This is a genomic window from Amycolatopsis sp. H20-H5 (assembly GCF_035828755.1).
GTDB lineage: Bacteria > Actinomycetota > Actinomycetes > Mycobacteriales > Pseudonocardiaceae > Amycolatopsis.
Genome location: NZ_JAYMZS010000021.1, coordinates 25048 through 38076 on the forward strand (window position 1 = coordinate 25048; position 13029 = coordinate 38076).

Here is a 13029-nt window from a genome sequence, read left to right on the forward strand (position 1 = left end):
GCGCCAGCCCGGCACGACGATCAGTATCGGTGTGGTGAGGCAACGGTGTCAAAGGTGATTTAGTCTAATACCTTGGTGCTTTCTTTCGAGAGCTTTCCGGACAGGACGTCGGCCAATGCTGCTTGCGCCTGTCCCGCCATGAATGTCACGCCCAATGCGGCGAAACCGTGCGCTGCCTCGTCGAAGGCGGAGATCGCGTCGGCGGGCTCACCCTTGGCGAGATACAACTTGCCGAGGACGAGCTGGGCGTGCGCGGCCCGGCGCGGATCGCCGTGGCTGTCGCGGAAGGCGGCGACCGCGTCGAGGAGAAAGACCTCCGCCGCGGCGTATTCACCCTTCGCGAGAGTGAGCTCGCCGAGGCCGATGAGGGCGAGTCCCCGTGCCCACCAATGACCGATCCGCCCCGCTGATTCCAGGCAGCGGAGGTAGCCGGCCTCGGCTTGCTGCGGAAGGTTCTGCGCACGCAGCGCGTCGGCCGCGAAAGCCTGCCAGAAAACGGCCTGTTTGATGTTGCCGCTTTTCTCCAGCTGCGGAATCGACTGGCCGAACAGCGCCGCCGCTTCGGCGAAACTGCCTTGGCTCAAGCGAGCCCGGCCCAGATCGGCCAGTAGCACCGCGCGGTTTCCCTGGTCGCCAACGGCACCGAACATTCTGACGCTTTCGGCGAAACAGGCCGCCGCTTCGTCGAAGTGGCCGCGGTGGTGGTTCAGCATGCCCTGGACCCGCCGGAGTTTCGCCTGGCAGCGGATGTCTTTCTCCGCCTCGAAAACCTGGGCGCTGGCGGCGAGCAGGCGGTCGACCTGGTCGGTGGCCCCACGCTCGAGCAGCGCCCGGCTCATGCCCAGCTGGGCCAGCGCCACCCCGTACGGATCTTCGAGCTGCTCGCTGATGAGCTGCGCCTGCCGGTAGAGCTCGATGGCGTCGTCGTAGTACTGCTGTTCCGTGGTCAGCAGCTCGCCCGCGAGGTTGCCGTTGTGCACCAGCAGCGCGGCTTCGGCCTGTCGATCCCCGGACCGGCGGGCGCATTCCAGCCCCAGCGACAGGGTCGTCGACCATGCCCCATAGTTGCTGCGCAGGTCGAAGTACCAGCTCAGCCTGTCCGCCATCACCGCGGCGTGGCGATCGAACCCCATTCCGTGTGCCGCGAAGGTCGCGTCCACCATGCTGTCGATCTCCGTGGTGAGCCAACCGATCGGATCCGCGTCGACGAGCTGTTCCAGCCCATGGTCGAGCGGGGACCAGCTGGCCTCCGGCAGTGGCAGGCGATGCCGCCGCCCCGGCCGCGCCACCTGTTCGACCCGGTCGACGAGCACCAGGACTGCGGCGATAGCGCGCTCGGCCGTGGCCCGGCGATACGCCGGTGACGCTTCTTCCTCGAACCTGCCCTGCGCGAACACCCGCACCAGGTCGTGGAACTGGTACCGGACCTGGCCGACGCCGTCGCATCTGACCACGCGCAGCACATGGATCTCGACCAGCCGGTCGACGATGCGCTGGCTGTCCGCCAGCTCGCCGCCGACAAGGGCGGCGGCTGGCCAGACCGGGAAGTCGCGCACCCGCAGGGTGCTGAGCAGCTGCAGGACGTTCCGTTCCTCGTCGGTGCAGGCGTGGTAGGTCAGTGCCATGCTCGCGCTGACCTCGAGGTCCCCGGCGACGAGTTCGTCGAGCCGGGTCTTCGTGTCGTCGAGGCGGTCGGCGAACTGGGCGAGCGTCCAGTGCTGGCGGACGCTCAGCCGCGTCGCGGCGATCCGCACGGCCAGCGGAAGCCTGCCGCAGGCGTCGACGATGCGCCGGGCCGCAGCGGGTTCGGCGGACACCCGGCTCTCGCCAAGGATCTGGGTGAGCAGCTCGAGGGATTCGGGCAGGTCCAGCGCGTCCACCAGCACCCGGTCGGCGCCGGACCACGCCGCCAGCGCGCTGCGGCTGGTGACCAGCACCATGCAGCCGGGCTCGTCCGGCAGCAGCGGAAGCAGCTGGGCCAGCGAGCCGGCGTTGTCCAGCACGACGAGCATCCGGCGGTTCCTGACCTTGGCGCGGAAGCAGACGCTCCGTTCCTCGGTGGTCTTGGGGATGAAGCGCCGGTCCATGCCGAGGTCGGCCAGCAGGTTGCCGAGGGTCCGGCCGGGATCGAGCGGCGTTTCCTCGAACCCGCGGAGGTCGACGAAGAGCTGGCCGTCGGGGAAGCAGTCCTTCATCTTGTGCGCCACGTGGACCGCGAGCGAGGTCTTGCCTGCCCCCGCCGGGCCGATGATCAGGCAGGGCCGCCGCGGCTGTGCCGGGTCCGCGCTGATCAGCGAAGTCCTGACGTCGTCGGTGGGGTCGGCGCGCCCGGTGAAATCGGGGAGGTCGCGGGGAAGCTGGGCCGGGGTCTGCCACTGTGTCAGCTCGCTCCAGTCGCTCCCGGCCGGGCCGGTTTCGGTGCTGAGCAGGGCTTGGCGCAGCACCTGCAGTTCGGCACCGGGTTCCAGCCCGAGGCCTTCGCGCAGCCGCACGTCGAGGTCGCGGTAGGTGGTGAGGGCGTCGGCCTGCCGCCCGCTCGCGATCAGCGCGCGCATCTGCCTGCCTGCCAACCGCTCATTGAAGGGGTTCGCCGCCACCAGTTCCGCCAGCTCGATGAGGACCTGCTCGTGCCTGCCGAGCGCGAGATCCGCGTCGATTCGGCAGCCGAGCACGGCGAGCCGTCGTTCGCCCAGCTGCGGGGCGTGCAGCTCGCGGATCACCGGGAGTGAGATGTCGGCGAAGGCGGGGCCACGCCAGAGCGCGAGCGCGGCACGGAGCGTGTCGGCCGCGGTGGCGGGATCTCCCGTGGCCATGGCGGCGATTCCCCGGCGCGCGGCGTCCTCGAAGGACAGCAGGTCGCAGTCCGCGGGGCTCACCGAGATGCGATAACCGTTCGGCACGGTCTGGATGAGCTGGCCCGCGGCGTCCGGCGAGCTGCCCGGTGAAAGGGCTTGCCGGAGCTGGGACACGTAGACCTGCAGTGCGGGCACGGCGGTCGATGGGGGCTTGCCCGCCCAGAGATCGGTGATCAGGCTCTGCCTCGACACCTCTTGCCCGGCGGAGACCAGGAGCAGTGCGAGCAGGTCGCGCAACTTCGTGCGGCGCGGCGTACACGTCCGCTCGCCTTCGTGAACCTCCAACGACCCCAGCAGGGCGAAGTACACGATCGCTGAACCCCTTACGCCAGTGCGGCGTCCCGCATCGGACTCGACGGGACGAGAACCCGCAGGTGGTGGCAACGATAAACCCTTACTTGCCGGTACATAGACCCCCCGTTAGCTCGTTTGGGTGAACCTTTTTAAGGCCATTCGCGCCGCGCGACGGGGGGCTCGGACTGGCAAACCGTAAACCTTGACACCTTCGAGTGGTACTACCAAACTATACATTGGTAAGACCAAGTGATCCAGCCCGGCCGACCAGGCCGGTCCCGGACCCCCCGCCGTACTCCGCCGTACAAACGGCGAAACGAGGTTTCGATGTCCTCCCCCGTGCGCTCGCCCCGCCTTCCGTCCCTGCCCGACGCCGTCCCGAACGCATGAAGAGCGCCAGAACGGAAGCGGGCAGCCAGGTGGTCCTGCTCCGGTTGCAACCGGGTGACCGGCTCATCGGCTCGCTGCACCGGCTGATGGACGAGTCGGAGCTGGTTTCGGGTGTCCTCGTCTGCGGGGTCGGCAGCCTCGCCGAGGTCACCGTGCGGGCGGCCACCACGGTCGACGGGCAGCACGGGTACACCCCCGCCATGCGCAGGCTCGGGCCGTGGGAGGTCACGTCCTTGCAGGGGCAGCTCGGCCGGGGCAAGACGGGCACGGTGGAACACCACGTGCACGGCACCTTCGCCGGCGCGCAGGGCCAGATCGTCGCCGGGCATGTGGACGACGGCGTGGTGCTGGTCACCCTGGAGATCGCGATCCTGCTCGTGCCCGGGGTCGGCTGGCTGCGCACCACCGCCAAGGAAAGCGTTGCGGTGGAAGGACTTCCCGTGCTGGAGCCGTACTGTCTCGAGCGCGCCGGGGCCGAGGTATGACCTCAGCCGCGCAGGCGCCGCAACAGCGCGTCGAACCCTTCGAAATGTCCGTCCACGGCCCGCATCGCCGCCTCGGCGTCGCCCGCGAGCACCGCCGCGTAGATCGGTTCGTGCAGGTCGATCATCAGCCGGGAGTCGTCGGCCAGCGGGTGCATGATCCGCCGGTTGCCCAGGATCTCCTGCCGCAGCACCCCGTGCAGGGCTTCCCCGAAGAACACGAGCGAAGAATTGAGCGAAGAGCGCATGAGGGCCTGGTGGAAGGCGATGTCCGCCTCGTCCACCGCGGTGTGCTCGGCGCTCGCCATCGCGTTCAGCGCCCGCTTCATGTAGGCGATGGGCACGGGTTCGGCGGCGAGCGCGGCCTCACGGGCGGCCTGCCGTTCGAGCCCGACGCGCACGGAATGCAGGGCGCCCCTGGACAGATCGGACGCCTGGATCGCCACGTTCAGCGCGAGCGTCAGCGATTCCGGGCGCAGTGATTGCAGGTACGTCCCGTCGCCGGCGCGGCGGCGCAGTACTCCCAACGCCTCCAGCAGCCGAAGCCGGTCGCGCAACGCGGGCCTGCTGACGCCGAGGTCCGCGGCCAGCGTCCGCTCCGGCGGGAGTTTCTCACCGACCGAAAGCCCGCTCAGCAACTCGAGCACCGCGGCGGAAACCGCGTCCCCGGCGAACACCGCGGGCGACGGCTGGGCGTCGCCCGGATCTTCCGACTTCACGGCCACCTTCCAGAACCACCAGGGACCCCGCACCACCAAGCGGATCAACTGTAACCCAGGCCGGTACCACCGGTCTGATTGATGGGAGCAACAGGATGGACATCGTGCTCAGCCAGGACTTGCTGGGTGAGGAAACCGAAGCGGAGCTCACCGGCTGGGAGGTCGACGACGGCGCGGAGGTCGGCAGTGGCGACGTCGTCGCCACCATCGAGACCGGCAAGGCCGTCGTCGAGATCGTCGCGCCCCGAGCCGGTGTCCTGCGGCGCAAGGCTGCCGGAGGCGACCTGCTCGAGCCAGGGGCCGTACTGGGGAGCGTCGCATGAGCGACTTCACCTTTCTCGCCGGGCCGGGTGTCAAGGCTTTGTATGACATGAACCTGATCCGGCGGTTCGAACAACGGCTCGGCCGGTATTCCGAGGAGGGACTGATCCGCGGGTCGACCCATCCCGCGGTGGGCATGGAGGCGGTGGCGGTGGGCGTCAGCATGGCGCTCGAGCCGCAGGACAGCATCGCCAGCAACCATCGCGGGCACGGGCACTGCCTGGCCCGCGGCGCGGACCCGGCCCGCCTGTTGATGGAGATCTTCGGCCGCGCGGGCGGCTATTCCCGCGGCAAGGGCGGGTCGATGCACGTGGGCATCCGCGAACTGGGCATCCTCGGCACCAACGGCATCGTCGGCGCCGGGATCGGCCTTGCCACGGGGGCCGCGCTGGCTCACCGGCTGCGCGGCACCGACGGCGTCGCGGTCGCGTACTTCGGGGACGGCGCGATCAACCAGGGCGTGTTCCACGAATCCCTGAACCTGGCCAGTATCTGGAAGCTGCCGCTGGTGCTGGTGTGCGAGAACAACCGGTACGCGCAGTCCGCGGCGCTGAGCGACATGGTCGTCGACGATCGGCTCGAGCGGCGCGCGGCGCCGTTCGGGGTCCCGGCGACCACAGTGGACGGGATGGACGTCGAGGCCGTCCACGACGCCGCCAGGACGGCCACCAGCCGGGCGCGCAAGGGGCTTGGGCCCGAGCTGATCGTGGCGGAGACCTATCGCTTCCTCGGGCACATGGTCGGCGACACCGAGATCTACCGCGACGAAGCGGAGGTCGAGCAGTGGCTGAAGCGGGATCCGCTGACCGAGCTGTCCGAGCGGCTCATCGCCGCCATGGTCCTGTCGAGGTCCCAGGTGCGTGACATCGACACCGACGCGGTGAACGCGGTGGACGCGGCCGAGCGGCTGGCCGGGCTGGAACCCTTCCCCGAGGCGGCCGAAGCCGTCGAGAACGTCTACGAGGTGACCCGATGAACGTGCGGCAGACGACGGTGTGGCGAGCGTTGAACACCGCCTTGCATGATGCGATGAGAGAGGACGAACGGGTGTTCGTGATGGGCGAGGACATCACGAAGTGGGGGACCGGCGGCGGGATCTACGGCGTGACCCGCAAACTGGTCGACGAGTTCGGGGAGGAGCGGGTCCGGGCCACGCCGATCAGCGAGGAGGCGATCGTCGCCGCCGGGGTGGGCGCGGCCATGCTCGGCCTGCGCCCGGTCGTCGAGCTGATGTACTCCGACTTCACGCTGCTGGCCATGGACGGCATCGTGAACCAGGCGGCCAAGGCGCACTACATGTTCGGCGGGCAGTTCAGTGTCCCGATGGTCCTGCGCACCAACGGCGGTGCGGGCATCGGCAAAGCCGGGCAGCACTCCCAATCGCTCGAGACGCTCTTCGCGCACATTCCTGGCCTCGAAGTCGTGCTGCCCACCACGGCGGACGACGCTTACGGACTGCTGCGCGCGTCGATCAAGACCGAGAATCCGACGATCTTCCTTGAGCACAAAGCGTTGTACACCACCAAGGGGCCGGTCACCGGCGAGATACTGCCGCTGGGGGTGCCCGCCGTCCGCCGCACCGGCACGGACGTGACGGTGGTCGGCACGCAGCAGGGTGTGCTCCGGTCGCTCGCCGCGGCGGAGCGGCTCAGCGACGCGGGGGTGTCGGCCGAAGTGGTGGACCTGCGCGGGCTCTACCCGCTGGATCTGGACCCCGTTTTCGATTCGGTACGCCGCACCCGGCGGCTCGCCGTGGTCCACGAGGCGTGCGGGCCCTACGGGTTCGGCGGCGAGATCGTGTCGAGGGTGGTCGAGGCCTGCTGGTCCGAACTCGACGAGGCACCGGTGCGGGTCACCGCGGCGCGGTCCCCGATCCCCTATTCGGAGGTACTGGAGAACGCCGTGGTTCCCCAGGTCGACGACGTGGTGCGGGCCGTGCTCGCGCTGGTGGGCGACAGGCACGCGGTGTCGGGTGCCTGAAAACCGCCCGTCTGTCCTGGTCACCGGCGCGGCGCGGGGGATCGGGCGGGCCATCGCGATCCGGCTGGTCGTCAGCGGCTGGGCGGTGGGGATGATCGACGTGCGGCCGGACGTCGTCGAGGCCGCGAGGGAGATCGGGGCCGTCGTGGGTTACTGCGCCGATCTGCGCGACACCACGGCGGGCGGCCGGATCGTCGCGGATTTCGTGGACCGGGCCGGCGGGCTCGGCGGGCTGGTCAATTGTGCGGGGACCTGTCATCGCGAGTCCTTCGAGGAGATCACCCGCGTGGAATGGGACATCGACCTCGCCACCAATCTCACCGCGTTGTTCTTTCTCTGCCAGGCCGCGGTCTTCCCGCATATGAAGGCGCGGAAACGCGGCCGGATCATCAACGTCGCCTCGGTCTCTGGCAAGGTCGGCGGCATCGGGCCGGTCCACGAGGACGGTCGTGGCGGCCGGTCCGGGCCTGCCTACGCCGCGTCGAAGGCGGGGGTGATCAACGTGACCCGCTGGATGGCCCGCGAGGTCGGGAAGTGGGGGATCACGGTCAACGCCGTGGCGCCGGGGCCCATCGAGTCGGCCATGACCGCCGGTGCCGAGTATGCCGTGTCGGAAGTGCCGATGGGGCGGCTCGGGAGGCCGGACGAGATCGCCGCGGCGGTCTCGTATCTGCTCTCGGCGGACGCGGCCTTCGTCACCGGCGCTGTGCTTCACGTAGACGGCGGCATCGTGCTCGCCTAGCGCGTCAGGGCTTGGTCCGCGAAGCAAAAGGTATTACCATTACACGATTTGGTTGTACCAATAGCGAGCCGGGAAGGGCCCGGGTCGACGACCGAAAGGGAGAAACCCGTGCCGACAAGGATGTTTCCCCGGCGGAGGACGGGCGCGGCGACCGTGACCCGGCCGGACGGCGGTGAGCCCATCGGGCGCCTCGCGACGGCGAGTTTCATGGGCACCGCCATCGAGTTCTTCGACTTCTACGCCTACAGCATCGCCGCCGCCCTGGTGCTCGACAAAGTCTTCTTCCCCCTGCTGGACCCGGTCAGCGGGAAGCTCGCGGCTTTCTCCACCTACGCGGTCGCTTTCCTGTCCCGGCCGCTGGGCGCCATGCTCTTCGGGCATTGGGGGGATCGGATCGGCCGCAAGGCGATGCTGATCTCGTCGCTGCTGCTGATGGGCCTGTCCACCTTCGCGATCGGCCTGCTGCCCGGCTACGCGACGATCGGGGTGCTGGCGCCGATCCTGCTCGTCGTCCTGCGGTTCCTGCAGGGCATCGGGCTCGGCGGCGAATGGGGCGGGGCGGCACTGCTCGCCACCGAACACGCCCCGCCGGGCAAGCGCGGCCTGTACGGCATGTTCCCGCAGCTCGGCCCGTCGGTCGGCTTCATCGCCGCCAACGGCCTGTTCCTGCTGATGGGCATCTGGCTCACCGACGATCAGTTCAAGGGCGGCGGCTGGCGGATCCCGTTCCTGTTCAGCATCGTGCTGGTGCTGATCGGGCTGTACGTGCGGGTGCAGCTCAGCGAAACCCCCGCGTTCATGAAAGCGTTGAAGGAAAAGGCGGTCGAACGGGTGCCGCTGGTGCCTTTGCTCAAGGAGCAGTGGCGACAGCTGCTGCTGGGCTCGGGCGCGATGATGGTGCAGTACACGCTGTTCTACACCGCCACGGCGTACTGCCTGTCCTACGGGACGAGCGTGCTCAAGATCCCCAAGAGCACCATGCTGACGCTGACCTTGCTGGCCGTCGTCGTGCTGGGCTTGTGCACCGCGTTCACCGCGATCGTCTCGGACCGGTGGGGGCGCCGCCGTGTGCTGCTCGGCGCGTGTGTGCTCGCGGTGGGCTGGGGGCTGGTGATGTTCCCGCTGATCGATTCGAAGAACTCGCTGCTCATCTTCATCGCGCTGGCGGGCGCGCTGGGCGTGATGGGGCTGAGCTACGGCCCGATGGGCGCCTACCTGCCCGAGCTGTTCCAGACCCGCTACCGCTACACCGGCGCCGCGCTCGCCTACAGCCTCGGCGGGGTGCTCGGCGGCGCCCTGCCGCCGTTGATCTCGACCGGGCTGCAGGCGGATCTCGGCAGCTGGGCCGTCGGCGGGTACGTCACGCTGGTCGCGCTGATCAGCTTGGGTTGCGTCGCCGCGCTCCGTGAGACAAAGGATCGCGCACTCGACTAATCCGCACCGTATTGTCATTGATAATGGTTTACGCTGTCACACTTGCGCACCCCTTGACGTAACGAAGATTCTGCGTTATCAACGCTTATGATGGAAAGCACGACGCGTTTGTCTAAACGGAATATATCTGCGACCGAAGGGAGATCTGTGCGATCTCGGCGCGCTAGTGCGGCCCTTCTGGCTGCTACGGCGTTGCTTGCAGGTGGCTGCACGATAAACACGCCAGCGTCAGCTCCGGCGACTTCCGCGCCTGCTGGGCCTAAGATCGGTGGTTCTTCCTCGCCTGAGAGCACGGGTGAGCCGAAGAGTCCTTCGGGCTCCACTGCGGTGGACAAGTCAGTGAAGGACGACGTGATCGGAACGATGATCACGGCCGAATCGTATCAGCGAAGTGCCTCCTCGATCGGCGAGGGTGAGGTGATTCTCGTGGACGTCACGATAACCACGGGGTCGAAGTTCTACGAGTCGGTGAGTCACAGCGACTTTTCTCTGGTTCCGGATAGTGGCGAGGAGATTCCGACAACGGTGAGCGTCGAGAGTCAGATGCGGGCCGCAGGCAAAGAGCCTTTGGCGAGCGCCGGAGTGGCCTCGAACCAAACCGGTTCAGGCTGGATCGCCTTTACGGTATCCGCAAAAAATAGTCAGAAACTGACTCTCCGGTTCAAGCGGCTCGGTGGCAAGGTTGTGGACTCGGGTGAGAAAATACCACCCAAGAGTTTTGATATCACACTCGCTGGCTAGCGTTCATCAGCGCAATGATCATGGGCTCGTGACAGTATGTGTCACGAGCCCATGACCATTTTGTGCTTTGCGTAAGCAGTCCCTGTTGCCAGACGCCGACGTTGACGCAGGTATGCGGGGGTCGACCGAGGGCTTGACCGGGTCCGGCGGTGTGTGCCAAAAGTCATTCCTGTGGATGTAAAACGGCCGCTCCGGAAGCGAAGCTTCCGGAGCGGCCGGGTGAGCAGTGAACCTGCTGAGTCAGCAGGCCTTGATGGATGAAGCGTGGTCGCTGAATTTACCCAGACTCGACACTTTCTTGCCCGGATTGATAGTGATCTTCTTGCCGGAGAAGTTCTTGTCCTGGTACAAGCAGTATTTGTCTTTGGTGTGGTTGTACACCGACGAAGCCTTGTTGTCGAAGTCGGATTTGCCAAGGTCGGAATCGTCATTGCCCGCAGGCAAGGTGTACGAGTCGCCCTTGTAGTTCGAGTGCTGCCACAAGCAGACGGTGCCCTTGGCGCATTCGGGACCCGCGACGTTTGCCGCGGCGTTTGCTGCGCCGACCGTGACGCCACTCATCACGGCCGCCACTGCGACAGCACCGGCGACAGTCGCGACGCGGCCCGTGATACGAGGGATCTTCATGGTGTTCGAACCTTTCCTCTTCACATCGTGGATAGCCAGCCTGATTCGGATATGGGCTGGCGAGGGCATGGATTGGAAGAAGCCGAACCAGTCAAGCATGGAAACATGACGACGAAAAGGCCTCGACGGCAAAAGTGTGGCGGGAGCGCGGTATTTTTGCTGCTTCTTTAGTTGTCAAGGATGACGCAATTCTGGTGTAAATAATAATATGATCATTTTTGTGGTTGCGCGGCAGGATCTCCGCGCCGTCAGCAGTGAGTGGTCCGACCAAAGTGCTGGAAGGTAGTACCAAGACCGCTCAAGGTGATAGCCTGGGTAATAGGCACAGGGCTCGATCAGGCGCGCGTGAAGGCGGGGGACATGGAGAACGGGTCGAAGGTGGCGGCTGGGGTGGTCGCCGCGCGGTACCGGGCTGATCCGCTGACCGCGAAACTCGCCACCGTGATCCGCTCACTCGGGCCGGGCGGCAAGCTGCCCAGCGAACGGGACCTGGCGACCGAACTCGGGGTGAGCCGGACGGCGTTGCGCGATCGGCTGCAGCTGCTCGAGGCGCTGGGCGTGCTGCGCCGCGCGGTGGGTTCCGGCACGTTCATTCAGCGGATCGAGCCGAGTGGGCTCGCGATGGGCCTGCACATCGCCTTGACCGCTTCTCAGCTTGACTTGAGCGCGCTGCACAGCGTCCGGGTGGCGCTGGAGCGCCAGGCCGCGATCGAAGCGACGCTCTTCCAGGATCCGGTGCTGATCGCGTACCTCCGCAAGGCGGCGGATCGGATGAGCCTGGCCGAGGACGACGACGCGCTCGACGAGGCCGACGTCGAGTTCCACCACACCCTGGTGCAGGCAGCGGACAACCCGGCGCTGACGTTCTTCGCGGCGGCGCTGGCCGGGGTGATCCAGGAGGCGCTCGCCGGGCGCCGAGCCGGGCTCCGCCGGCTGGCGGGGGAGCGCGAGCTGATGATCGACGTGCACGAGCGCATCTACCAGGCGGTGGCCTCGGGTGACCCGGCCGCGGCGGCCGCCGCGGTCGACGGCCATTTCGCGGCGTTCGACCAAGCGATGGCGGAAATCGCCCGGCAGGAGCGGGAAGGCAACGCACCGTCGGCCGCCGCCCGGCGCTGAAGAACCTCATTCCCCGGCGTCCCCCTTGTCGTGGGTGAGCACCCGGGTCAGCAGGGGAATCGCCCGGCGGGTGAAGGTGAGCAGCAGCTGCGGCCCGACGAAGATCGCCCCGAGCGGCTCGTAGTCGAGGATGGCGAGCCCGGCCACCCGCCCGTGCCGGTCGAGCGCGGGTGACCCGCTGTTGCCCGTCTGTAGCGCGACCTCGGCGATGAAGTTGGCGTCGTCGTGCGAGACCACCGGGCCGCTGCTGATCCGACGCTCGCCGGTGGGATAGCCCGGCACCGAGATCATTTCGCCGTCCCGAATGGTGTTGTGCCGCAACGAAAGCACCTCCACGTCGAGATCGGGCACGGCCAGCATGGCGAGGTCGGCGGTGCCAAGGTCGCCGCCGGTGAGGATCCGGTCGCGCTGATACGAGATCAGCGCCAGGTGCCTGTCCTCGCCGTATCGCCGTAGTGGGAGCGTGGCCGACGCCGCGACCTGCCTGCCTTCGCCGACTTGGAGGCCGTGCACCGGCTCCGGGTCGATGACGTGCAGCGCGGTGAGGACGAATCCCGGCGCGACCACAGTGCCGGTGCCGATGACGGTGCCGTGGACTCCGTGGACAGGGAGCACCGCGGGCGGGAAGTGGATCTCGGTCATGGTGTTTTCCTTGGGTTCAACGAATGTGGAGGCCGTTGCCGGCCACGATCAGATCGGGATCGGTGAGCTGGGGATTGAGTTCGGCGAGCCGCTCGACGGAGAGGCCGAGCCGGTGCGCGTAGGAGGTCAACGTCGTTCCCGGCGCGACCACCTCGATCCCGGCCGGTCGGACGCCGATCACCAGCCGTTGCCCCACGGTGAGTCCCCGGCGCGGGCGCAGGCCGTTGTCGGCGGCGATCTGCTCGGCCGGGACATCGTGCAGGACGGCCACCGACGCGAGGGTTTCTCCTGGCGTCACGACGTGAGCGGGCCGCTCCTGGGCCGGGGGAACGGGTGGGGGCGGCGGGCTGGTGACCGAAGTGGACGGTGCCGGTGCCGAGGTGGTGGCCGTCGGCTCCGTCGTGCTCGACGCCGCCGAGGAAGCGGCCGTCGTGGACTGGTCGCCGCGCTGGGTTTCGACCAGCGCCACGCCCAGCACGACCAGGAACAGGATTCCCGCGGCGCCGAGCAGAATCTTCCTTCGGTGGAAGGTGATCACGTCGAGAGTGCTGGTCAGCACCGCCTGGGTCCGCAGCCGGAAGTAGGCGAGTTCGCGGTTGACCTGCGGCCGGGTGAGTCGGTTCTTCATTGCTTTCTCCTTGACTGGTAAGGGTTTATGGCGAGGACGGTGGCTTCGGTCCTGC

The 13029-nt window shown here is 67.7% G+C and carries 13 protein-coding genes; 8 read left to right on the top strand and 5 right to left on the bottom strand.

What is annotated here, in order from left to right:
- Window positions 1–59: 59 nt before the first annotated feature.
- A complete protein-coding gene (locus tag QMK34_RS15040; RefSeq protein ID WP_326414560.1) occupies window positions 60–3140 on the bottom strand; it encodes an AfsR/SARP family transcriptional regulator in 3081 nt (1026 codons plus the stop codon).
- Window positions 3141–3535: 395 nt separating this feature from the next.
- On the opposite strand from QMK34_RS15040, the gene QMK34_RS15045 reads away from it, so the two are divergent.
- Window positions 3536–4024, top strand: a complete 489-nt coding sequence (locus QMK34_RS15045; RefSeq protein ID WP_326414561.1) for a PPC domain-containing DNA-binding protein — start codon at window positions 3536–3538, stop codon at window positions 4022–4024.
- Window positions 4025–4026: 2 nt separating this feature from the next.
- Here QMK34_RS15045 and QMK34_RS15050 read toward each other — a convergent pair whose 3' ends face one another.
- Window positions 4027–4740, bottom strand: a complete 714-nt coding sequence (locus QMK34_RS15050; RefSeq protein ID WP_326414563.1) for a FadR/GntR family transcriptional regulator — start codon at window positions 4738–4740, stop codon at window positions 4027–4029.
- A 95-nt stretch (window positions 4741–4835) separates the two neighbouring features.
- On the opposite strand from QMK34_RS15050, the gene QMK34_RS15055 reads away from it, so the two are divergent.
- The 6 genes from QMK34_RS15055 to QMK34_RS15080 all read left to right on the top strand — a co-directional run bounded on the left by QMK34_RS15055 (window position 4836) and on the right by QMK34_RS15080 (window position 9958).
- Window positions 4836–5063, top strand: coding sequence for a lipoyl domain-containing protein (locus QMK34_RS15055; RefSeq protein WP_326414564.1), 228 nt, complete (start codon window positions 4836–4838; stop codon window positions 5061–5063).
- Window positions 5060–6037 carry a thiamine pyrophosphate-dependent dehydrogenase E1 component subunit alpha gene (locus tag QMK34_RS15060; protein ID WP_326414566.1) on the top strand — a complete coding sequence of 326 codons (978 nt, stop codon included), beginning with the start codon at window positions 5060–5062 and terminating at the stop codon, window positions 6035–6037. Before QMK34_RS15055 ends, QMK34_RS15060 begins: the two co-directional genes overlap by 4 nt.
- On the top strand, window positions 6034–7041 hold the full coding sequence (locus QMK34_RS15065; protein WP_326414567.1) for an alpha-ketoacid dehydrogenase subunit beta: 1008 nt from the start codon (window positions 6034–6036) through the stop codon (window positions 7039–7041). Before QMK34_RS15060 ends, QMK34_RS15065 begins: the two co-directional genes overlap by 4 nt.
- Entirely contained in the window at window positions 7034–7783 is a 750-nt protein-coding gene (locus tag QMK34_RS15070) for an SDR family NAD(P)-dependent oxidoreductase (protein WP_326414568.1), read from the top strand. The genes QMK34_RS15065 and QMK34_RS15070 overlap by 8 nt, the downstream gene beginning before the upstream one ends.
- A gap of 108 nt (window positions 7784–7891) precedes the next feature.
- On the top strand, window positions 7892–9217 hold the full coding sequence (locus tag QMK34_RS15075; protein ID WP_326414569.1) for an MFS transporter: 1326 nt from the start codon (window positions 7892–7894) through the stop codon (window positions 9215–9217).
- A gap of 339 nt (window positions 9218–9556) precedes the next feature.
- Entirely contained in the window at window positions 9557–9958 is a 402-nt protein-coding gene (locus QMK34_RS15080; protein ID WP_326414570.1) for a DUF4352 domain-containing protein, read from the top strand.
- Between the two features lie 240 nt (window positions 9959–10198).
- Here the strand turns inward: QMK34_RS15080 and QMK34_RS15085 are convergent, their stop codons facing one another.
- Window positions 10199–10684 (bottom strand): peptidase inhibitor family I36 protein, encoded by a 486-nt coding sequence (locus QMK34_RS15085; RefSeq protein ID WP_326414571.1) that lies wholly within the window; start codon window positions 10682–10684, stop codon window positions 10199–10201.
- A 261-nt stretch (window positions 10685–10945) separates the two neighbouring features.
- Here QMK34_RS15085 and QMK34_RS15090 point away from each other — a divergent pair, with 261 nt between their 5' ends.
- Window positions 10946–11704, top strand: a complete 759-nt coding sequence (locus QMK34_RS15090) for a FadR/GntR family transcriptional regulator (RefSeq protein ID WP_326414572.1) — start codon at window positions 10946–10948, stop codon at window positions 11702–11704.
- Window positions 11705–11710: 6 nt separating this feature from the next.
- Here the strand turns inward: QMK34_RS15090 and QMK34_RS15095 are convergent, their stop codons facing one another.
- Entirely contained in the window at window positions 11711–12346 is a 636-nt protein-coding gene (locus tag QMK34_RS15095; RefSeq protein WP_326414573.1) for a S1 family peptidase, read from the bottom strand.
- Between the two features lie 16 nt (window positions 12347–12362).
- Window positions 12363–12974, bottom strand: coding sequence for a LysM peptidoglycan-binding domain-containing protein (locus QMK34_RS15100; protein WP_326414574.1), 612 nt, complete (start codon window positions 12972–12974; stop codon window positions 12363–12365).
- Between the last annotated feature and the right edge of the window lie 55 nt (window positions 12975–13029).

Bases quoted from the DNA above. Each gene is read 5' to 3' on its own strand.
- QMK34_RS15065 (WP_326414567.1), top strand. From the start codon at position 6,034: ATGAACGTGCGGCAGACGACGGTGTGGCGAGCGTTGAACACCGCCTTG.
- QMK34_RS15055 (WP_326414564.1), top strand. From the start codon at position 4,836: ATGGACATCGTGCTCAGCCAGGACTTGCTGGGTGAGGAAACCGAAGCG.
- QMK34_RS15100 (WP_326414574.1), bottom strand. From the start codon at position 12,974: ATGAAGAACCGACTCACCCGGCCGCAGGTCAACCGCGAACTCGCCTAC.
- QMK34_RS15090 (WP_326414572.1), top strand. From the start codon at position 10,946: ATGGAGAACGGGTCGAAGGTGGCGGCTGGGGTGGTCGCCGCGCGGTAC.
- QMK34_RS15045 (WP_326414561.1), top strand. From the start codon at position 3,536: ATGAAGAGCGCCAGAACGGAAGCGGGCAGCCAGGTGGTCCTGCTCCGG.
- QMK34_RS15060 (WP_326414566.1), top strand. From the start codon at position 5,060: ATGAGCGACTTCACCTTTCTCGCCGGGCCGGGTGTCAAGGCTTTGTAT.
- QMK34_RS15085 (WP_326414571.1), bottom strand. From the start codon at position 10,684: ATGCTTGACTGGTTCGGCTTCTTCCAATCCATGCCCTCGCCAGCCCAT.
- QMK34_RS15095 (WP_326414573.1), bottom strand. From the start codon at position 12,346: ATGACCGAGATCCACTTCCCGCCCGCGGTGCTCCCTGTCCACGGAGTC.